The 18,535-nt window shown below is 43.8% G+C and carries 23 protein-coding genes; 13 read left to right on the forward strand and 10 right to left on the reverse strand.

Features of this window, described 5'->3' with window-relative positions; all coding sequences use genetic code 11:
* Positions 1-218: 218 nt before the first annotated feature.
* The 3 genes from OCV24_RS10375 to OCV24_RS10385 all read right to left on the reverse strand — a co-directional run bounded on the left by OCV24_RS10375 (position 219) and on the right by OCV24_RS10385 (position 2,925).
* Entirely contained in the window at positions 219-1,352 is a 1,134-nt protein-coding gene (locus tag OCV24_RS10375) for a flagellin (RefSeq protein WP_150879129.1), read from the reverse strand.
* Positions 1,353-1,474: 122 nt separating this feature from the next.
* Positions 1,475-2,398, reverse strand: coding sequence for a Dyp-type peroxidase (locus tag OCV24_RS10380; RefSeq protein WP_136981212.1), 924 nt, complete (start codon positions 2,396-2,398; stop codon positions 1,475-1,477).
* A 65-nt stretch (positions 2,399-2,463) separates the two neighbouring features.
* The gene (locus OCV24_RS10385; protein WP_060468291.1) at positions 2,464-2,925 is read right to left on the reverse strand and encodes a DUF2919 domain-containing protein; all 462 of its coding nucleotides are present in this window, start codon (positions 2,923-2,925) and stop codon (positions 2,464-2,466) included.
* Positions 2,926-3,034: 109 nt separating this feature from the next.
* Here OCV24_RS10385 and OCV24_RS10390 point away from each other — a divergent pair, with 109 nt between their 5' ends.
* The 3 genes from OCV24_RS10390 to OCV24_RS10400 all read left to right on the forward strand — a co-directional run bounded on the left by OCV24_RS10390 (position 3,035) and on the right by OCV24_RS10400 (position 4,741).
* Positions 3,035-3,379, forward strand: a complete 345-nt coding sequence (locus tag OCV24_RS10390; protein WP_136996678.1) for a DUF2956 domain-containing protein — start codon at positions 3,035-3,037, stop codon at positions 3,377-3,379.
* A gap of 12 nt (positions 3,380-3,391) precedes the next feature.
* On the forward strand, positions 3,392-3,724 hold the full coding sequence (locus OCV24_RS10395; protein WP_136981210.1) for a DUF4156 domain-containing protein: 333 nt from the start codon (positions 3,392-3,394) through the stop codon (positions 3,722-3,724).
* A 150-nt stretch (positions 3,725-3,874) separates the two neighbouring features.
* A complete protein-coding gene (locus OCV24_RS10400) occupies positions 3,875-4,741 on the forward strand; it encodes a universal stress protein (RefSeq protein WP_017056355.1) in 867 nt (288 codons plus the stop codon).
* Positions 4,742-5,012: 271 nt separating this feature from the next.
* Here the strand turns inward: OCV24_RS10400 and OCV24_RS10405 are convergent, their stop codons facing one another.
* The 3 genes from OCV24_RS10405 to OCV24_RS10415 all read right to left on the reverse strand — a co-directional run bounded on the left by OCV24_RS10405 (position 5,013) and on the right by OCV24_RS10415 (position 7,647).
* Positions 5,013-5,996 carry a succinylglutamate desuccinylase/aspartoacylase family protein gene (locus OCV24_RS10405; RefSeq protein WP_235588151.1) on the reverse strand — a complete coding sequence of 328 codons (984 nt, stop codon included), beginning with the start codon at positions 5,994-5,996 and terminating at the stop codon, positions 5,013-5,015.
* A gap of 53 nt (positions 5,997-6,049) precedes the next feature.
* A complete protein-coding gene (gene rimK / locus OCV24_RS10410) occupies positions 6,050-6,955 on the reverse strand; it encodes a 30S ribosomal protein S6--L-glutamate ligase (RefSeq protein WP_017056353.1) in 906 nt (301 codons plus the stop codon).
* 404 nt (positions 6,956-7,359) lie between these two features.
* Complete coding sequence (locus OCV24_RS10415) at positions 7,360-7,647, reverse strand: winged helix-turn-helix domain-containing protein (RefSeq protein ID WP_017056352.1); 288 nt, start codon at positions 7,645-7,647, stop codon at positions 7,360-7,362.
* A gap of 205 nt (positions 7,648-7,852) precedes the next feature.
* Here OCV24_RS10415 and OCV24_RS10420 point away from each other — a divergent pair, with 205 nt between their 5' ends.
* The 4 genes from OCV24_RS10420 (at position 7,853) to OCV24_RS10435 (ending at position 10,388) form a co-directional block, all read left to right on the forward strand.
* Entirely contained in the window at positions 7,853-8,200 is a 348-nt protein-coding gene (locus OCV24_RS10420) for an ArsC family reductase (RefSeq protein WP_146449564.1), read from the forward strand.
* A 113-nt stretch (positions 8,201-8,313) separates the two neighbouring features.
* A complete protein-coding gene (gene dapE, locus OCV24_RS10425) occupies positions 8,314-9,450 on the forward strand; it encodes a succinyl-diaminopimelate desuccinylase (protein ID WP_150879131.1) in 1,137 nt (378 codons plus the stop codon).
* 45 nt (positions 9,451-9,495) lie between these two features.
* Complete coding sequence (locus tag OCV24_RS10430; RefSeq protein WP_077680678.1) at positions 9,496-10,170, forward strand: M15 family metallopeptidase; 675 nt, start codon at positions 9,496-9,498, stop codon at positions 10,168-10,170.
* Between the two features lie 8 nt (positions 10,171-10,178).
* On the forward strand, positions 10,179-10,388 hold the full coding sequence (locus OCV24_RS10435; RefSeq protein WP_077680679.1) for a DUF2897 family protein: 210 nt from the start codon (positions 10,179-10,181) through the stop codon (positions 10,386-10,388).
* A gap of 141 nt (positions 10,389-10,529) precedes the next feature.
* Here OCV24_RS10435 and bamC read toward each other — a convergent pair whose 3' ends face one another.
* Positions 10,530-11,576, reverse strand: coding sequence for an outer membrane protein assembly factor BamC (bamC, locus tag OCV24_RS10440; RefSeq protein ID WP_150879133.1), 1,047 nt, complete (start codon positions 11,574-11,576; stop codon positions 10,530-10,532).
* Between the two features lie 48 nt (positions 11,577-11,624).
* The gene (gene dapA / locus OCV24_RS10445) at positions 11,625-12,503 is read right to left on the reverse strand and encodes a 4-hydroxy-tetrahydrodipicolinate synthase (RefSeq protein WP_136981206.1); all 879 of its coding nucleotides are present in this window, start codon (positions 12,501-12,503) and stop codon (positions 11,625-11,627) included.
* A 373-nt stretch (positions 12,504-12,876) separates the two neighbouring features.
* Here dapA and OCV24_RS10450 point away from each other — a divergent pair, with 373 nt between their 5' ends.
* Positions 12,877-13,419, forward strand: coding sequence for a glycine cleavage system protein R (locus OCV24_RS10450; RefSeq protein ID WP_017056344.1), 543 nt, complete (start codon positions 12,877-12,879; stop codon positions 13,417-13,419).
* A gap of 12 nt (positions 13,420-13,431) precedes the next feature.
* On the forward strand, positions 13,432-13,902 hold the full coding sequence (bcp, locus tag OCV24_RS10455) for a thioredoxin-dependent thiol peroxidase (protein WP_046223730.1): 471 nt from the start codon (positions 13,432-13,434) through the stop codon (positions 13,900-13,902).
* Positions 13,903-14,049: 147 nt separating this feature from the next.
* On the opposite strand, the gene OCV24_RS10460 is transcribed toward bcp, so the two are convergent.
* A complete protein-coding gene (locus OCV24_RS10460) occupies positions 14,050-15,126 on the reverse strand; it encodes an AI-2E family transporter (RefSeq protein WP_017056343.1) in 1,077 nt (358 codons plus the stop codon).
* Entirely contained in the window at positions 15,119-15,358 is a 240-nt protein-coding gene (locus tag OCV24_RS10465) for a sulfurtransferase TusA family protein (protein WP_060468303.1), read from the reverse strand. Before OCV24_RS10465 ends, OCV24_RS10460 begins: the two co-directional genes overlap by 8 nt.
* 178 nt (positions 15,359-15,536) lie before the next feature.
* Here OCV24_RS10465 and bepA point away from each other — a divergent pair, with 178 nt between their 5' ends.
* The 4 genes from bepA to OCV24_RS10485 all read left to right on the forward strand — a co-directional run bounded on the left by bepA (position 15,537) and on the right by OCV24_RS10485 (position 18,496).
* Positions 15,537-16,991, forward strand: a complete 1,455-nt coding sequence (bepA, locus tag OCV24_RS10470) for a beta-barrel assembly-enhancing protease (protein WP_150879135.1) — start codon at positions 15,537-15,539, stop codon at positions 16,989-16,991.
* A 120-nt stretch (positions 16,992-17,111) separates the two neighbouring features.
* On the forward strand, positions 17,112-17,462 hold the full coding sequence (arsC, locus tag OCV24_RS10475; protein WP_046223728.1) for an arsenate reductase (glutaredoxin): 351 nt from the start codon (positions 17,112-17,114) through the stop codon (positions 17,460-17,462).
* 6 nt (positions 17,463-17,468) lie between these two features.
* Positions 17,469-18,062, forward strand: a complete 594-nt coding sequence (gene wrbA, locus OCV24_RS10480) for an NAD(P)H:quinone oxidoreductase (RefSeq protein WP_077680683.1) — start codon at positions 17,469-17,471, stop codon at positions 18,060-18,062.
* Positions 18,059-18,496 (forward strand): DUF2069 domain-containing protein, encoded by a 438-nt coding sequence (locus OCV24_RS10485; RefSeq protein WP_150879137.1) that lies wholly within the window; start codon positions 18,059-18,061, stop codon positions 18,494-18,496. Before wrbA ends, OCV24_RS10485 begins: the two co-directional genes overlap by 4 nt.
* Positions 18,497-18,535: the final 39 nt, after the last annotated feature.

Genomic DNA, 18,535 nt, shown 5'->3' on the forward strand with positions numbered 1-18,535 from the left:
AATAACGGCTCGAATGGTGAAACCTTTAGAAAAAAAACAATAAAATTAAAGAAATAGCATTAAAAGAGAAGAAAGCGTGACTGGTAGTAAAATTATCAAAAAAAGAGAAGGAAAACGCTAAAGTTACGGAAAAGTTGGACGAGTAAAAAGTTGAGCTGCTACTAGCTAAAATGACTGGTGTTCATCCGAAATCTCTTTATAAGATTAGAACGAATTTATTAACCCAATAACGTTAAAGCAAGGTTCGGCGCCTGCTTTGCTTGTGCCAAAATAGTGGTACTGACTTGCTGCAGTATTTGTTGTTTAAGCATTTGAGTGGTTTCTTTAGCGTAGTCGGTATCTTTAATTCGACTGTTTGATGTCGCCAAATTCTCATGGACATTTTCAAGGTTATTAATGGCATGATCAAAGCGGTTTTGCATTGCGCCGAGTTCGGAGCGATGACTGTCGACATACTTCATTGCTGTATCTAAGATAGAAACAGCGCGTTGAGCACCACCCACATCTGTTACATTGATGTCATCGACTGATTCATAATAACCCGCCGACATCGAAAGCTCACTTGCGAGCGAACCGGAAAAAGAAATCGTGCCTGCGGTATCTTCACCAGACATATAGATCTGAAGCTGCCCTTCATCATTGACGGAAGCCGAGACCAGATCCGTTTGACCATTGATATAGGTCGCCAACTCCTCGATATCATCGCCCGTTTTCGCGTTAATGGTGATCTCCTGAGGCTGACCAAAACGATCGGTAAACGACATCGTCATATCATTCTGATTAGATTTCACTTCCCACGAGTCATTGGCCATGCCATTGGCGACATAACTAAAACCGCCCATGTTGATGTCATCCGTACGCATGCTTTTCAGGCCAATTTGCACTGCTTCACCAGAACTGCCACCAATCTGAAACGAAGAACTACCAAAGCTACCGTTAAGGAGTTTTTTACCACCAAATGAAGTGGTCTCTGCGATACGATTCAGCTCATCGTTTAAGGCAGTAATTTCTTCTTGAATCGCCGTTCTTTCCGATTGGCTATTCGAGCCGTTACTCGCTTGTAATGACAAATCTCGCATGCGTTGCATGATATTGGTGGTTTCATTCATCGCCCCTTCTGCGGTCTGCATAATGGAGATTCCGTCGTTAGCGTTTCGAACCGCGACATCAATACCGCTCATCTGCGCTTCCAATCGATTCGAGATTTGTAAGCCGGCCGCATCGTCTTTTGCGCTATTAATACGGCTCCCTGAAGCTAAGCGCTCCAAAGATTGGTTCAGCATGTTGTTGGCATTAGAGAGGTTTCTCTGGGCCACCAGCGCTGAGACATTTGTATTAACAGTTATAGCCATAGACCTTTACTTACAAAAAAGATGAATAAAACTAACGATTGGTATTATATCGACCAGTTCATATAAAGCTTTAATAAAAAAGGAGCCCTGAGGCTCCTTTTGCTGACTATCTTTAAGACGATTTACTTAATCGTTAATGCACTCAACATGTCTGCTGAAGGAGCAAAATAGTAAGCGCCTGTCACTGCTTTAGTAAAGCGAAGTAGTTGGTCTGTTTTACCATCTGTCGCGCCGTACATGCTCTCCAGCATCGCATCAAAATTATGACGGATATTACAGTAAGCAATAAACAGTAAACCGTGGTCGCCCGTTGCTGTGCCGTAAGGCAGGCTATGACGAACAATTTTAAGGCCTTTGCCTTCTTCTTTGATATCCACACGACCAACGTGAGATGCAGCTGGAACATCATCTAACTCTATTGAATCTGGCTTAGTACGACCAATCACTTTCTCTTGTGCCGATACATTCAATCGATTCCAAGCTGGCAGGTTGTGCACAAAACGCTGCACCATCACATAACTACCACCAGCAAATACACCCTCAGGAACAATCGCGACTTCAGCTCGTTGTGCATCTTTCGGGTTTTCAGTGCCATCCACGAAATCAGTCATGTCACGAGAATCAAGGAAGCGGTAACCGTAAGTTTCATCCACAACTTCCACGTCCGCTGCCACTTCAGATAACAATTTACGTAGGATGAAGAAATGCAGATCATGTCGGTTTGAATGACAGTGAATCAGAACATCAGACAATGTGCTCGGAGCCGTGATATCCCCCTCACCAAGCGCAGGAAAATCAATTAAGTCAGAAGGCGCTGCTTGCTCAAACTGCTCCCAAAAAGCCTTTGAGAACGCAATTGATGCTGTTAAGTACGCATCGGGTTGAGTTTGGTTTAGCTCGTCAATTAAAGTTGGAAGCTTTTGAATTTCTGCTAATACATTCGCAGCGTTAGCATTCACTTTTAATTGAACGTAAAGAGCGAAAGGCCCAGATTCTGGCAAAATAGCACTTTGAATTTGAGACTGCTCATTTGAGATGTTAAGCATAGATTAATCCTTTCATTTTTAGCTTCTAAGTATAATTGTGAACGGGACAAATGTTTTGATGAGAATCAGTCTTCGTGCTCGACCGCTTTAAAGCAATCTCTAGCAGTATGACTATTGGTTAGATAAAGCGCTAACCACAAGAGCAACAACAACGTGATACCATTCGACCAACGAAACCATCCGTTGTCCAAATAGATTAAATAAATCGTGTGGGAACCTTGTGCCAAGATGGCCATTATAGTGACCCAGCGCCCCCACGACACAACTTTGTTGAGGCGCCTTCTATCAGGAGTTCGTAGTCCAAATAACCACATGAGTAACAAGCTAGGAATACTCAAAGCAATCCCAATATAAAACATTTGGTGATCTGGGTAGATGATCTCGAGGATATCAGTGCCCGACTCTCGGCTTGCGCCGGCAACGATGAAAACGACCAAAGCTTTCGCCAGAAATAACCACCCCAACCATAATAAGATTGGGGCTTTCAAAAAACCGTTCTTATCGTATTGTTCTATGGAGTACCGCACAAATCTCACTTTCACTTAGTTTCAAACCAACACTTTAACGCAAATCATTCATACTTAACTAGGTTTGCGTTATCTTATTAGCTAATCCGTTTTAATTATCGAACCCAGAATGAAAAAGAAGACTAATACGCCGTCTGTTGAATCTCAACAAGAGGCCATGAAGATAGCCAAAGCGACTCAAAAGCCAGCTCAAACTAAAGAACAAACTAAGCTGATCGCTCAAGGAATCGAAAAAGGCATCGCACTCTATAAAAAACAACAAAAAGAGCGCAGCCGCCAAGCTGATAAAGCCAAGAAACGCGTACAGAAAGAGAAACAGACTCAACAAGCGAACCAAAACCAAGAAGACACGATCGAAACAAGTGTTGAAACGACATCAAATCTCGGCAGCAAATTACCGTGGCTACTACTGATCGCTAGCTGGATAGGCTTCGCGATTTATTTGATGAAATAACAAGGTAATCGTATGAAAAAGGAATTAATCGCTTTAGCTATGAGTGGTGCATTGCTAGGTTGCACGACACCAACATCACTACCTCATAGCGACGCTGACAAAGTGCAAATGGATTACCACGGTGTGATTAATATCGAGCAATGCGAGTATAAAGGGGAAGTCACTGGCAGCGAAGGCCATTGGTACAGCTACCTATTTTTCCAAAATGACACTCTGATTCAAGGCGCGATGAATGAGCTCAAGTCCAATGCTATTGAGTTAGGCGCAGACACCGTCATATTTACCCTTCCCCAAGACTTTAGTACTTCCGTCACTATGCTTGGCACAGCCTATCTGTGTCAGTAAGCAAATAGATTAGTGAATCGATATCTCGGTATACATTGATTTTACGACGCCCAAAAGAAAGCACCCAAACCTTGACTAAATCAATTTAACAGCTTGAATCAATGATATACATGGAGTTATTGGAACTCCTTATTTCAAGTGGAAATGAAAATGGGTTCAACCAATCTACTAACTAAAGTTTGCGCTAAACCATCTAGACGAGTTTTGCTGAAGGCGATTCATTTTGCACATGCCTCTACTCAATCCTTAAACATATACGCAGAAGATTATCGTCGTAGTGAAGAGCACACTTTCTTAGAATACCTAATCACACCCAAAGAAAGCGGCGCCCGATACAATGACTTTTTCATGCAATGGTGTCGTTCAATATTAGAAACAATAGAAGAGATTCACTCTGAACTAGAACTACCTATGATAGAAGTTAACTTTAACCTACTAGCGGGCAATAGTTGGGAACATGAATTGACTAAAGAACATCAGAATAACACTGGTTTCTTTCTTATTGATTATTCTAAAGGAATTGTTGCACTCCAACTGCTTAGGGAGTTATCTCGTCAAGGCCGCGATATATTATTACTCACAGATATAAAATGGCCACAACCACTGAAAGTGGCTTCCGCCATCGATCCGCTTCACCGTAGCGATAAAAACGCAGAAATAGATAAGGAAATTATTGTTCGAAGCTTAGAGCTAAGTAAACGATTAAAAGCCAATATGTCACTCGTTTACTGTCAGTACGTTGCCCCATACTTATATCGATACTCTAAGGACATTCTGAAACACCAAAAACAATCGATGACCGTTTTTCTTGAGACTAACAAATTTAATCACCTACCACTTCGATTAATAAAAGCGAACCCAGAAGAAGGTCTGCCAGACATTGTTAAATCAATGGGAGCTTCAATTCTAGTGCTAGGAGCTTGCAAGCGGACGGCTCTATCTCGTTACTGGTCAGGAAGTACCGTAGATGTGTTATTAGCAAACCCACCTTGTGACCTACTACTGGTTAGTAAGTAAACACACCAAAAACTTCAATACAGTTAACCTCTCGGCGTTAATTGTTTTGAAGCTAGCGATGAAGACCTCAAACAACTTCTGGTTTAATCAGAGTTGGGAAGTCGACCAAATAACTCTCATTTTTATATTTATCATTGGCTCTCGTAATGCCCGCTTATTTGATTCGCGTATTATATTTATGGCTCCGCCAAAGTGCATATCAGTAACTCCCTACAAACTTGGACCGCAGAACACACCCAACTGCCATTAACTTTTATCGTCGTCACCACCATCACAAGTCATCTTTAATTTCTCTCGAGGCCACATCCTCAGATAACTTATCCATCTGCTGGGCTATCATTTCTTCATCTTCATCAAAATAAGCGATGTGGTACATAGCTTCGCCCTCCTGAATCAAAGGAATGTTTTGCTTCCCGATAATGACACCGGTACGAGGTGCTATAATCACAGCCAACTCTTCTCCATAAGCACTACTAATGGTGGCCAGTTGATCACCTTTCTTTACATAATCCCCCAGGTGATACTTATGTTTGACAATACCGCTGGCGCTTCCTCGCACCCATTGACTACCTCGGGCGATCACAGGTTCAGGCGCGTCACGTCTCGGGCGGCGGCCTTTACTAATCATATTAAGATGACGCAAGACACGTATGACTCCTCTCGTGCCCATTCGAATGGATGCCTCATCAAAACGCAGCGCCTCACCTCCCTCGTACACAAGTACTTTCGTATTAGAGCTCGCTGCACAATCACGCAATGATCCATCAATCTCTTTCGAATGCAGTACCAAAGGTGCGCCAAAAGCCTTGGCCAGTTCTGCGGTTGCCTCATCCTCCACATTAGCCCGAATTTGAGGCAAGTTGGTTCGATGAATCGCTCCCGTATGCAAATCAATTCCGTACTGGCACTTTTCGATAATTTCGGTTCTAAAAATGTTAGCGACTCTTGCCGCCAGAGAGCCTTTAGGAGACCCAGGAAAACTGCGATTTAAGTCTCGGCGGTCTGGCAAATATCGACTTTGATGTATAACGCCATGAACGTTTACCATAGGAGCAAAGATAATTGACCCGCGAAGTACTTTAAAACGTTTCATGTTGATGATTCTGTGAACAATTTCGATACCATTCAGTTCATCGCCATGCACCGCGGCACTAATAAATATTGTAGGCCCATCTAGCTTCGCTCTCATAATGTAAACAGGCAGAGAAACCTCTCCATCTGTATATAACTTAGCTACAGGAAGCGCTATTTTCATTCGTTGACCAGGCAGTACACTGTAAGTGCCAATACACAAAGCTGACATCGTCGTTAACCCTTACCGCGCGTTTTATTTGCGTGTAACTTTGCATTTTTTTCAATAAAATCATAAACCTTACCAGCAATATCTAAGTTAGTAGCCATCTCTATACCTTCAAGGCCTGGGGAGGAGTTCACTTCCATCACCATTGGCCCACTGTTAGCTCGAAGTAAATCTACCCCACAGAAGTTTAATCCCATGATTTTTGCAGCACTTACGGCGGTTTCTCTTTCTTCTTTAGTTAAACGAATAATTTCAGCTGAACCTCCACGATGTAAGTTAGAACGGAACTCTCCATCTGCCGCTTGTCGCTTCATAGCCGCAACAACTCGACCTCCAATAACAAGGCAACGAATGTCTGCTCCCCCTGATTCTTTTATGTATTCTTGAACCAATATGTTCGCTTGAAGCCCCATGAAAGCTTCAATGATGCTCTCTGCAGCTTTCGAAGTGTCAGCCAAAACCACACCAATACCTTGCGTACCTTCTAACAACTTAATAACGAGAGGAGCTCCCCCTACATTCTTGATTAAATCTTTAATGTTGTCCGGTTTACTTGCGAAGCCTGTTCTCGGTAGACCAATACCTTTGCGAGAAAGAAGCTGCAAAGAACGTAGCTTATCTCGGGATCGGCTAATCGCTACAGACTCATTGACGTTAAAAGTTCCCATCATTTCGAATTGTCTCGCTACTGCCGTACCGTAAAAAGTAATAGAGGAACCAATACGTGGTATCACAGCGTCGTAAAGAGGGAGCTCATTGCCTTTATAACGAACCGTAGGTCGACTACTCGTAATATCCATATAACAATGCAGCGTATCAATCACATCAACTTCATGTCCTCGTTCAACCCCTGCCTCCACTAAGCGAGTGGTTGAGTATAATTTTGAATTTCTCGATAAGATGGCGATTTTCATTCTTATTTACCTTGTAAAAAAATGTAGTGCTCGTTATATAATAGATAGGATTCATCTTTTTCTTACACTTTGTTCGAGATAATTTGTAAAGCTAATGCATATTCAACTATTCAAAACCTTTGTCGTGTCTACCATATAAACGGCTCTCTGCACGTCGAATCGCCAATACTTGCACCTATCGCGCATGCGATACACTAGAATAGACAGGTAATAACCTCTCAAGTGGTTTCTATTTGAAGTTGAATGACCGAGCCTTACTGGTACACCTGTTCGATTATTTATTAATATTTCTAGCTACAAATACGGACCACTTATGGGGGCCTATCGTTGTTGCTAAGGTAAACCTACAAAGTATCATCCTACCTCTACGTTCCACCCAATAAAAAAAGCCAGCTTTCGCTGGCTTATGCACTAAATCCAAGGCTTATTTCTATATCGCCTTTACGCTCTAAAACCCACTGACTATCAAATGGTCCCCAGTCGGATAACTGGTAATAGCCATCATTATGACGTCGCCCATCTTGAACAAACATAAGTTCGATACCGATCCCCGGTAACGCCTTGAGTACATCTTGAATCGTACGACGAGGCCACCCCGTTTTTTCGATGAGTTTAGGCACATTTGGCCTATCAAGGCTTTCCACTAACAATGCTAAATATAGCCGCCTTGCAAAAACAGGACTCAACTCCATTGACACCTCCTATATATGTGCAACTCAATTATTTCTTTTTTTGCTGACAACATGTTGAGGCTGATCAATAACTCTCCAATAGTGACATTTTCTTACCGTTTTTTTTCACTCTGTGAAATATTCATCACTCTATTTTGTCTGAGTTGTCGCTTCCTGATAGGATTCAATTCATAACAATGAAATAAAATCACCCAAAGGAAGAATAATGACTATCACTATGTTTGGTATCCCAAATTGCGACACCATCAAAAAAGCAAAGAAATGGCTTGAAGCTGAAGGTATCGAGTTCGAATTTCACGATTATCGCAAACAAGGCATCACCGAAGAGTTAGTAACAAACTTCTGTTCAGAGCTTGGTTGTGAGCTTGTGCTAAACAAACGTGGTACGACTTATCGCCAACTTTCTCAAGAGCAAAAAGACACATTAACGGAAGAAAAAGCCGTCACTCTGCTTGTTGAACAACCAGCAATGATTAAGCGCCCGATCTTAAAAGTCGATGGCAAGCTTCATATTGGCTTCAAAGCTGACCAATACGCTGCTATTTTTGCGTAATCAGCAATTAGCGTAATAAGCAATTATTAGAACAGATAACAAAGCGTTGAACTTCCCCTGTTCAACGCCCGAAATTAATAACTAGACGTTTTATTTAAACAAGGAATTCAAGGATGACAGATAGCCCAACTTTGGCTCTGGCAAAAGACCTCATTAGCCGTCAATCGGTAACCCCTGAAGACGCAGGCTGCCAAGACTTAATGATTGAACGCTTAAAAGCGCTCGGTTTTGAAATCGAAGTGATGGTATTTGAAGATACGACGAACTTTTGGGCACGCCGTGGCACAGAAGCGCCTCTGTTTGCCTTTGCTGGCCACACTGATGTGGTTCCTGCTGGCCCAATTGAACAGTGGAGCACTAAGCCATTCGAACCGACTATCGTCGACGGTTTCCTTCACGGCCGTGGCGCAGCAGACATGAAAGGTTCTCTGGCTTCAATGATCGTTGCCGTAGAACAATTCATAGCTAAGCACCCAGATCACACAGGCTCAATCGGGTTCCTGATCACTTCAGATGAAGAAGGTCCGTTCATCAACGGTACGGTACGAGTTGTTGAAGCGCTGATGGCGCGTGGTGAGAAAATCGACATGTGTATTGTGGGTGAACCATCGAGCACAGAGTATGTGGGTGATGTTGTGAAGAACGGCCGCCGTGGCTCTATTACAGGCGACCTAACGATTAAAGGGACACAAGGGCATGTTGCCTACCCTCACCTAGCAAACAACCCAGTACACAGCTCTTTGCTTGCTATCAATGAGCTGGCAACAACTGAGTGGGACCAAGGTAACGATTACTTCCCGCCAACCAGTTTCCAAATTCCAAATGTAAGTGCAGGTACTGGCGCGTCAAACGTGATCCCTGGTGAGTTTAATGTTCAGTTTAACCTGCGTTTTAGTACCGAGTTAAGCAACGACATCATCGTTGAACGAATCACAACAACACTCGACAAGTATGATTTCGAATACGACCTTAAGTGGACATTCAATGGCGACCCGTTCTTAACAGACGCAGGTTCACTGCTTGATGCTATTGTCGATGCAGTAGGTCACGTCAATGATGTGAAACCAGCTCTTCTAACGACTGGTGGTACATCTGATGGTCGCTTTATTGCGCGCATGAGCGGACAAGTGGTAGAGCTAGGGCCAGTGAATGCAACGATTCACAAGGTTAATGAATGTGTGAAAGTGGCTGATTTAGAGAAACTAACCGACATGTACGAAAGAACATTAGTGAACCTGTTCGCTAAATAGTCTTTCATCAGCGATTCATAGCATCTAATTATTGAGAGGCACGTTATGACACCAGAGCAGCTTACCGGACAATCAGATTCTCATCTGGAACCCAACCTGATTGGCACCAAGACCTTCTTGGTCCACCGTAAGGTTAAGGATGATCTGAACAATTTGATTGAAGCTGCTCAGCTCGCTGGTTTTAAAATGGAGATTGCCAGTGGCTTTCGCGACTATGAAAGGCAATCTCTGATTTGGAACCGTAAGTTTTCTGGCGAAGCTCCGATATTAGATTCAGAAAGCCAACCTCTTGATGCTTCAACACTGACTGAACATCAAAAACTATCGGCTATCCTGAGGTGGTCTGCACTTCCCGGTGCGAGTCGTCATCATTGGGGTTGTGACTTCGATGTCTTTGCTCGCAACCACTTACCTGAAGACATACAGCTGCAATTAGAACCATGGGAATACCTTACTGGCCACCAGCAAGCGTTTTACCAATGGTTATCTGTTCATGCTGCGCAATTTGGGTTCTTCTTTCCTTACAGTAAAGACCTGGGTGGTGTGGCGATAGAGCCTTGGCATATTAGCCACCGTGAGGTTTCGGAGTCGTGTTTATCACAGTTATCTCCCACTTTACTTGGCAAGCAACTCCAATCTAAGCCAATATTAGGGTATAGGATTATTATGGAGCAGCTAGACGAGATCTACGCGCGCTTCGTAGCGAACATCAGCCATTAGGAGCGCTTATGTTGGAATGGCTTACAAACCCTTGGGTTATCATCATCATCGTGGTTAGCGTCGTGGTGGGTAATATCGCAGCTCTTAAACAGACCGCCAATATGGACCTGACAGGTCGTGGTAAAACAGAGCGAGATTTAGATAAGCTCAATCACTTAGAAAAGCAGAATCAAGAGAAGGATCAAAAAGAAGAGTCATCGGATAACAAAGACGCTTAACCTGTGGCTCTGATGGCTTGATAATTTCGATAGCTTTGTGATTTGGGTGGCTTTGCCTGATTTTAGAATAAGCCGCTGACTTATAAACGAACATAAAAAAAGAGGACACAATGTGTCCTCTTTTTTATTAGCTAAAGCTAATCATTCAGCATTCGTCTCATTGTCATCTTTGGTTTGGTCAGCAACGTGTGCTAGTACCGGTACCATTGATTTAAGTAGCTCTTCTTCTACTGGCTTACCTGATGTATCCGTTACGTTGATCGACGTACGGTTACCAAGATCACCAAATAAGAAGGTGTAAGTACCTGGCGCTAAATCGATAGGTTGTAGGCCAATCTCTTCCCAGAATTCATCATCTGGCGCGGCGTACTTCGCCTTCACCGTACCTTGAGATTGGTTACGCTCTTCAAGATCAAAGCCCATCGTAGGCAACAAACTAGGCAAACGCTGCCACAATACATTATATGGTGTACGAGCAATGATCACAGGGAAGCCACTGCGGTCAGCACCCATTGAGATTGGAATACGCTTCACCAACTCTTGTGCTTTCAGCGCTGCTTCTGCACGAAGATTTTCATCGTATTTAGCCATGACCAAGTTGGTCAGGAACGCGTTATAGCGCTCTTTATTGGTTGCTGTTACCGGCTTCTCTTCAGTACCTTCACGCCAATCAATGAGGTTAATCTTGAAGCCATGGCGGTTGTTTGCTTGGAAACGAGAGATAGAGTAACGGCTGCCAATCTCTACTTCTTCATCTTCAGAAACCCAAGTTACCCAATCGGTCTCAATCTCATTCTCTGACTGTTCACGAATGCCAATCCCACGCTGAGCTAGCATGTCTACTGCCGTTTGCCACACTCGGTCTGCTTCTTCAGCACGAAGGAGCCATAGTGTTACTTCACCATTTTGACGCTCAGTACGAGCACCAGGTATCAGCTCAAGTACTTGTTGCGGTGGACGAATATCCACTTCACGACCTGTACCACCACTAAATTCGCCGCTTGGAATGTCAAAATTTGGGTAGAACTGAGGCTGAGCATCTTCTGGCAATTGCCATTGTGAAAACTCAGGTGTTTCTAAGTATTCGAAATCATCTTTGGCCTGCCGACGTTGAGTCGGACTGCCAGAACATGCTGTAAGAACAAAAACAGCCAGTGACCCAATCACTAGCTGGTGAGAATACTTCATTTATACTCCTAAATGCCGAAGGTTCGCTTCGGCATCACTTCATACGTTTTAGTAAATACACGCTTCAGTCATTGCTTGAGCAACAACAGGTTGAGCTGGTTCTGACAGTTCAGTCAGCGGTAGACGTAAGCCACCTTCAGCAATCAGACCCATTTTATGAACCGCCCATTTTACGGGAATAGGGTTAGACTCAACGAACAAATTCTTATGTAGAGGCATCAAACGTTCATTGATCGCTTCTGCTTCTTCAAACTTACCTTGTTTCGCTAGTTTGAACATGGTTGCCATATCAGCGGCTGCAACATTGTTGGTTACAGAGATCACGCCGTTGCCACCACGCTTCACAAATTCTAAACCTGTTAAGTCATCACCACTTAGTAAGATAAAGTCTTCGCCACAAAGTTCACGGTGAATTGCAATTCTGTCGAGATCACCCGTCGCATCTTTAAGTGCAACGATGTTTTCGATCTCAGAGAGGCGAGCAACCGTTTCTGGTAACAAGTCAACGGCAGTTCGGCCCGGTACATTGTAAAGAATCTGAGGAACGTCACTCACTTCAGCAATCGCTTTGTAGTGCTGGTACAAACCTTCTTGAGTCGGTTTGTTGTAGTAAGGCGTCACACTCAAACAACCAGCAATGCCAGAACCATTTAATAAACGGCTGAATAGCACTGACTCGTGAGTTGCGTTTGCACCCGTACCAGCGATAACAGGAATACGACCATCAGCAAATTCAACGATCTTATTGACGACTTTGACATGCTCTTCAATTGTGAGTGTTGAAGACTCACCAGTTGTGCCAACCGCAACCAGACCATCACTACCTGCAGCAACATGGTGCTCAACTAACTTTTTAAGGCTGTCGAAATCCACTTCACCATCTGTATTAAATGGCGTAACTAGCGCAACGATACTTCCTGAAAACATGTCTATCTCCCTTAATTTATTCTTTTTGCATGTTACTGTAAGCCAATCAATAAACACAAGACATTAAAGTGGCTTAGCGGCAACATCTGCAGTAAATATTGTCGTATGTTTGAGGTAAAACGACTTCTAACGGCGTTATACCTGAAATTTGGGCAACCTGCGCTCAATCTAGCGGAAAGCCTATCGCCGGATGTCAGTAGCAAGTAAGCTGTGGTCTCACTCTGCCATCTCAATTTTAACGCTCTCGATATTCCAATCATTTGTTGCCAGTAAGACGCAAGATGCCTCATAAAAAGCCCCGCCCATACGCTTATTCCTCAGGCTAACTGTGCTAACATGCAAACATCAATGGAATATTTAGAGACGTGATTTTATGACTCAACATCTAGTAATCACAGCTGTGGGCACTGATCGCCCAGGTGTATGCAACCAAGTGGTTCATTTAGTCACCCAATCAGGCTGTAACATTATTGATAGCCGTATCGCTATGTTTGGCGAAGAATTTACGCTTATCATGCTACTGTCTGGAAAGGCAAACAACATTACCCGCGTTGAAACGACCCTGCCCTTGCTTGGCCAAGAGCACGACTTAATTACGATTATGAAGCGCACTTCTCCTCATGATATTATTGAGAACTCATACACGCTAGAGGTGTTCGTTGAGTCAGACGACAAGCTTGGACTTACCGAGCAGTTCACTCAATTCTTCGCGGACCGAAACATCGGCCTCGACTCGCTTAGCGCACAAACCATCAATAAATCCAAGGTTCAGTTCGATAGCGACCAGTTCCATATCTCAATTACTGCTTCTGTGCAGTCTGAATGTAATTTGATGCAGCTACAAGAAGAATTCAATTCGCTGTGTCAGAGCCTATCCGTACAAGGCTCGCTCAACTTTATCAAAAACAGTCTTTAAAAAGGAAATATCATGAATACGCTAACGGCTGGTGTTCCAGCACCTGCTTTTTCTCTTCCAGATCAAGATGGCAATATCGTATCTCTTGGTGACTTCAAAGGTAAAAAAGTACTTTTCTACTTTTACCCAAAAGCAATGACTCCAGGTTGTATTGTGCAAGCAGAAGGTCTGCGTGATATCAAAGCACAGCTTGATGACCTGAATGTGGTTGTTTTAGGTGTGAGTGTTGATCCAGTCAAACGCCTACCAAACTTCGTTGAGAAGAAATCCCTAAACTTCACTCTGCTATCTGACGAAGACCACAGCGTTGCTGAACAGTTTGGCGTTTGGGGTGAGAAAAAATTCATGGGTAAGATCTACGATGGTCTGCATCGTATTAGCTTCCTAATTGATGAAGAAGGTCAAATCGAACATGTCTTCAACAAGTTCAAAACCAAGACTCACCACGAAGTGGTTTTAGATTACTTCAATCAAGAAGCTTAATGGCTGTTTCGGTTAAAAGCGCTAAGTAAAAATGAGCTTCTTAACCCAATGCACCGTAGCAAAAGAATAAATCAAAAAGGCCAAATCTCATTAAGATTTGGCCTTTTTTTTAATGGGTATTTGTTAGTGCTTACACTAAGTACTTAATTAGTGCGAGTGCTCAGGATCATCGTCCAACGCATGACTCGGTAAGGCATTCCAAACCGCTTTCACCAACGTGGCCAAAGGAATAGCAAAGAACACGCCCCAGAACCCCCACAGCCCACCAAACACCAATACAGCAACAATAATCGCAACAGGGTGTAGGTTCACCGCTTCAGAGAACAGAACGGGTACTAACACGTTGCCATCTAGTGCCTGAATAATACCGTACGCAAGTAACAGCCAGTAAAATTGAGGTTCTAGCCCCCACTGGAACAGGCCAACAATCGCTACGGGCACCGTTACCGCTGCCGCACCGATATACGGGATCAATACTGATAAACCAACCGCCACGGCCAACAGTGTTGAATAACGTAAATCTAGGATCGCAAAGGTGACATAACTGACACCGCCGACGATTAAAATTTCAACTACCTTGCCACGAATATAGTTCGAGATCTGTTGGTTCATCTCTACCCAAACCTTAGTCGCTAAACGACGGTTTTTAGGTAATACACCACTCGCCATACTAACCATCTCTTCTTTATCTTTTAGTAAGAAGAAGATAAGCAAAGGCACAAGAATCAAGTAAACCGCAAGCGTGGCTAGACTAACAAGAGAAGCAACAGAACCTTTAACAACGCTTTCCCCAAAGCCTAGTGCTTTATTCTTCGCATTCGACATGACGGATTCAACAATCTGCAAGTTTGCCAACTCAGGGTAACGTTCAGGAATCGTCGAGATGAACTTTTGTAAGCCCCCATACATACTTGGGATATCATTAATAAGGTTACCAACTTGCCCCCAAATGGTTGGCACTAGGCCAAATAGCGCAAGCAACATTAAACTAAAGAACATCAAGATCACCAGCATCACAGAAGGCGTTCGGGGAACCCCTAGTCTCTGAAGCTGTGTTACTGGCCACTCTAACAAGTAAGCCAACACAATCGCGACCAATAACGGAGCGATTAAGTGGCCAAAGAAGTAGATCGTAATAAAGCCGAATAGAATGATGGCAACCAAACTGACGGCATGGGGATCAGAGAAACGTCGTTTATACCAACGATTAACCATTTCAAGCATTTGATTGCAATTCCTTTTTAGTAACGAGGAGGTGATGGTAGCTAGAGCAAGCCTCAGTAATTACAACGTAGGCGTGCTGAGATAAAAAGCTCACAATATCTTTCATCGAGCTGTTATCAGAGACATAAATTGACAATGATTGTCCTACTTCTAACTTTACACTGTGACGCTTGGCTAATAATAACGCCATTGGACAGCGCTCTTGGCGTAAATCTAGAATATTAGGTGTCATTCTTGGACTCGATGCTTATTATAAGAGGCATATTGTAATCTGTTTTTAAAAACGTGCCATCATTGATTCATCTTCCTTCATGATAGCGCACGCGCTTGGTAAAGGTTAAATCGGATACAGAACCAATTTGCATTGCACTTGTCTTACTGTCAGAAGAAACGGAGTATTACTGACTAATATGTTTAAACGCGCTCGCTCAATTGCTTGCTTATGCATCGCAGCAACATTAGGTACCCCAACGTTGGCAAATACCAATAGTTTAGAGCTACCGGATATCGGCACAGCTGCTGGCGGTACACTCACTATCGATCAAGAACTTATCTATGGTGATGCCTACATGCGCATCATCAGAAACAGCCAGCCTATCGTCAATGACCCGGTTCTAAACCAATACATTGATACACTGGGCCATCGCCTAGTCGCGAACGCTAATGATGTAAAAACACCTTTTCAATTCTTTATGATCCGTGATCGCAATATCAATGCCTTCGCATTCTTTGGTGGTTATGTTGCATTGCACTCTGGGTTATTCCTGCATGCACAATCAGAAAGCGAACTTGCTTCGGTATTAGCGCACGAGATCGCACACGTAACCCAGCGCCACTTAGCACGCAGCATGGAAGGCCAAGCTCGTCGTACTCCAGCGACCATCGCAGCACTTGCCGCTTCTGTATTACTGGCTATCGCAGCACCCGAAGCAGGAATTGCTGCGTTAACCGCAACGACTGCGGGCAACATGCAAAGCCAAATCAACTATACCCGTAGCAATGAAAAAGAAGCCGATCGCTTTGGTATCAACACGCTAGCAAAAGCTGGTTTCGATGTGAATGCTATGCCACGTTTCTTTGGCCGTTTGGCTGACGAATACCGCTATGCCAGCACGCCGCCCCCCATGTTGCTGACTCACCCATTACCTCAAGACCGAATTACAGATTCTCGTGCCCGAGCTCGCAGTTATCCACCGCTAAAACTAGCTCCATCATTAGATTACCATCTAGCGAGATCTCGCATTGTCGCGCGTTATGCGGGTATCAATAATGATGCGGCTCTAGATTGGTTTGAGCGCCAACTGAAAAAAGCACCTAAAGCTATAGTGCCGTCACTAGAGTATGGACAAGCACTGGTTTACCTAGATTCGAAAAAGCTAGATAAAGCCGAGCCTATTCTGACAAAGCTAATGAATAGCGATCCGACTAACCTATTTTATTTAGATGCTATCTCGGATCTGCATATTGAACAGAAGCAACCTGAGACTGCGATTAAAGAACTTAAATCTGCACTGGTTCGTCAGCCAAACAACCCAGTTCTAACCATTAACTACGCCAATGCATTGCTCGAGAATGAAGATCTACAAGAAGCTGTTCGTGTATTACAGCGTTACACACACGATAACCCGAACGACGCCAGTGGCTGGCATCTGCTTTCAAAAGTAAGTACTAGCCTGGGTAATAGCGACGAAGAGCTCGCCGCTCGTGCAGAGATTTTGGCACTACGAGCCAACTGGAACAAAGCTATTCAGTACTATACGCAAGCAAGCCAAATCGCAGAACTCGGAAGTTTAAAGCAAGCACGTTACGATGCTCGAATTGACCAACTGATGATTCAGCGTGAACGCTTCTTGTCGCTGCAGTAAATTTTGATTTGCTAGCAAAGACTCGCTACCGAAATAAAAAGAAAGCTCAACAAATACAATGAAGCCGCTCGAGTGGCTTGTATCGACGAATTAAATCAAAAATAATAGTGAGGAAGAACCATGTCTGTCGTGATTTATCATAATCCACGTTGCTCAAAGAGCCGTCAAACTCTCGAACTGCTTGAAGCAAAAGGCGTACAGCCAGAGGTTATCAAGTACCTAGACACACCTTTAACTGTCGAGCAACTAAAAGTGCTTTTCACTCAGCTTGGTTTTGACAGTGTTCGCGAGATGATGCGCACCAAAGAAGCGGATTACAAAGAAGCAAATCTTGGCGATGCATCGGTTACTGATGAAAACCTTTTCTCAGCAATGGCGACAAATCCAAAGCTATTTGAACGCCCAGTCGTTGTCGCGAACAACAAAGCAAAAATTGGTCGTCCACCAGAGCAAGTGCTAGAGATCCTGTAATCCAATATGAGCATTAATATTCTTGTTCTCTACTACAGTCGCCACGGCAACACACAAGCTCTAGCCAGGCAGATTGCGCGAGGGGTTGAATCTATCCCGAACTGCGAAGCCATGTTAAGAACGGTGAACGACGTGTACACGGTAGAAGAGCAGGCTGATTCGCGTTATCAACCAACCGATCCTATCGCAACGTTGCAAGAACTCCGTTCTTGTAATGGTTTAGCGCTAGGTAGTCCAGTTTGGTTTGGTAATATGGCCGGGCCTATGAAGCACTTTTGGGATAGCACCACATCATTATGGGTCAATGGTGACCTTATCGATAAACCTGCTTGTGTGTTTACTTCGTCTTCGTCACTGCATGGCGGTCAAGAAACCACACAGCAAAGTATGATGTTGCCACTGCTTCACCATGGCATGCTGGTGGTGGGAATCCCCTACTCTGAACCTGCGCTGCATAACACTCGAACCGGTGGCACACCTTACGGTGCAAGCAGTACAGGAGAAGCGCCATCGTTAAGCAAAGAAGAGATTGAACTGGCTCAAAACCTAGGCAAGCGCTTAGCTCGCATCGCTGTAAACCAAAAGGGAATCTCTCAATGATGTATATGTCAGAGAAAGCTATGTCTCCCAAAACAAAGTTATGTCGTTGCCTCGCTTTATCAGGCAACCTATTGCTTCTACTTTGGGTGGTGGCTTGGCAGATGACACTTTCACCTCACCCTCACCTAAGCAATATCACACTGGCTATTGCCTGGGCTATCCCGCTTTTATTACCTTTACCGGGTATTTTGGCAGGCAAACCTTATACGCATGCTTGGGCTAACTTTGTCTTAATGCTGTATTTCCTACATGCGTTAACCATACTGTATGTAGACGGTGGTGAACGCCTGTTAGCCGCGGTAGAACTGCTGCTAACGACGTTAGGTTTCGTGGGGAATATCTTATTTACTCGTTTTCGTGCCAAAGAGTTAGGCATCAAACTTAAGCGTCTTTCGGAAGTAGAAAAGAAAGAAAAAGCTAAGTTCGAGCAGTAATATTGGTTGGATTTTATAAAATTGAAAACCCAATAAACA

It is taken from the genome of Vibrio kanaloae, from assembly GCF_024347535.1.
In the GTDB taxonomy this organism is placed as follows: Bacteria; Pseudomonadota; Gammaproteobacteria; order Enterobacterales; family Vibrionaceae; genus Vibrio; species Vibrio kanaloae.

Bases quoted from the DNA above. Each gene is read 5' to 3' on its own strand.
- OCV24_RS10375 (WP_150879129.1), bottom strand. From the start codon at position 1,352: ATGGCTATAACTGTTAATACAAATGTCTCAGCGCTGGTGGCCCAGAGA.
- OCV24_RS10460 (WP_017056343.1), bottom strand. From the start codon at position 15,126: ATGCTTGAAATGGTTAATCGTTGGTATAAACGACGTTTCTCTGATCCC.
- bcp (WP_046223730.1), top strand. From the start codon at position 13,432: ATGAATACGCTAACGGCTGGTGTTCCAGCACCTGCTTTTTCTCTTCCA.
- arsC (WP_046223728.1), top strand. From the start codon at position 17,112: ATGTCTGTCGTGATTTATCATAATCCACGTTGCTCAAAGAGCCGTCAA.
- OCV24_RS10395 (WP_136981210.1), top strand. From the start codon at position 3,392: ATGAAAAAGGAATTAATCGCTTTAGCTATGAGTGGTGCATTGCTAGGT.
- rimK (WP_017056353.1), bottom strand. From the start codon at position 6,955: ATGAAAATCGCCATCTTATCGAGAAATTCAAAATTATACTCAACCACT.
- OCV24_RS10435 (WP_077680679.1), top strand. From the start codon at position 10,179: ATGTTGGAATGGCTTACAAACCCTTGGGTTATCATCATCATCGTGGTT.
- OCV24_RS10380 (WP_136981212.1), bottom strand. From the start codon at position 2,398: ATGCTTAACATCTCAAATGAGCAGTCTCAAATTCAAAGTGCTATTTTG.
- OCV24_RS10390 (WP_136996678.1), top strand. From the start codon at position 3,035: ATGAAAAAGAAGACTAATACGCCGTCTGTTGAATCTCAACAAGAGGCC.
- OCV24_RS10405 (WP_235588151.1), bottom strand. From the start codon at position 5,996: ATGAAAATAGCGCTTCCTGTAGCTAAGTTATATACAGATGGAGAGGTT.
- OCV24_RS10465 (WP_060468303.1), bottom strand. From the start codon at position 15,358: ATGACACCTAATATTCTAGATTTACGCCAAGAGCGCTGTCCAATGGCG.
- dapA (WP_136981206.1), bottom strand. From the start codon at position 12,503: ATGTTTTCAGGAAGTATCGTTGCGCTAGTTACGCCATTTAATACAGAT.
- OCV24_RS10485 (WP_150879137.1), top strand. From the start codon at position 18,059: ATGATGTATATGTCAGAGAAAGCTATGTCTCCCAAAACAAAGTTATGT.
- OCV24_RS10430 (WP_077680678.1), top strand. From the start codon at position 9,496: ATGACACCAGAGCAGCTTACCGGACAATCAGATTCTCATCTGGAACCC.
- dapE (WP_150879131.1), top strand. From the start codon at position 8,314: ATGACAGATAGCCCAACTTTGGCTCTGGCAAAAGACCTCATTAGCCGT.
- OCV24_RS10450 (WP_017056344.1), top strand. From the start codon at position 12,877: ATGACTCAACATCTAGTAATCACAGCTGTGGGCACTGATCGCCCAGGT.
- OCV24_RS10415 (WP_017056352.1), bottom strand. From the start codon at position 7,647: ATGGAGTTGAGTCCTGTTTTTGCAAGGCGGCTATATTTAGCATTGTTA.
- OCV24_RS10400 (WP_017056355.1), top strand. From the start codon at position 3,875: ATGGGTTCAACCAATCTACTAACTAAAGTTTGCGCTAAACCATCTAGA.
- bepA (WP_150879135.1), top strand. From the start codon at position 15,537: ATGTTTAAACGCGCTCGCTCAATTGCTTGCTTATGCATCGCAGCAACA.
- OCV24_RS10420 (WP_146449564.1), top strand. From the start codon at position 7,853: ATGACTATCACTATGTTTGGTATCCCAAATTGCGACACCATCAAAAAA.
- wrbA (WP_077680683.1), top strand. From the start codon at position 17,469: ATGAGCATTAATATTCTTGTTCTCTACTACAGTCGCCACGGCAACACA.
- bamC (WP_150879133.1), bottom strand. From the start codon at position 11,576: ATGAAGTATTCTCACCAGCTAGTGATTGGGTCACTGGCTGTTTTTGTT.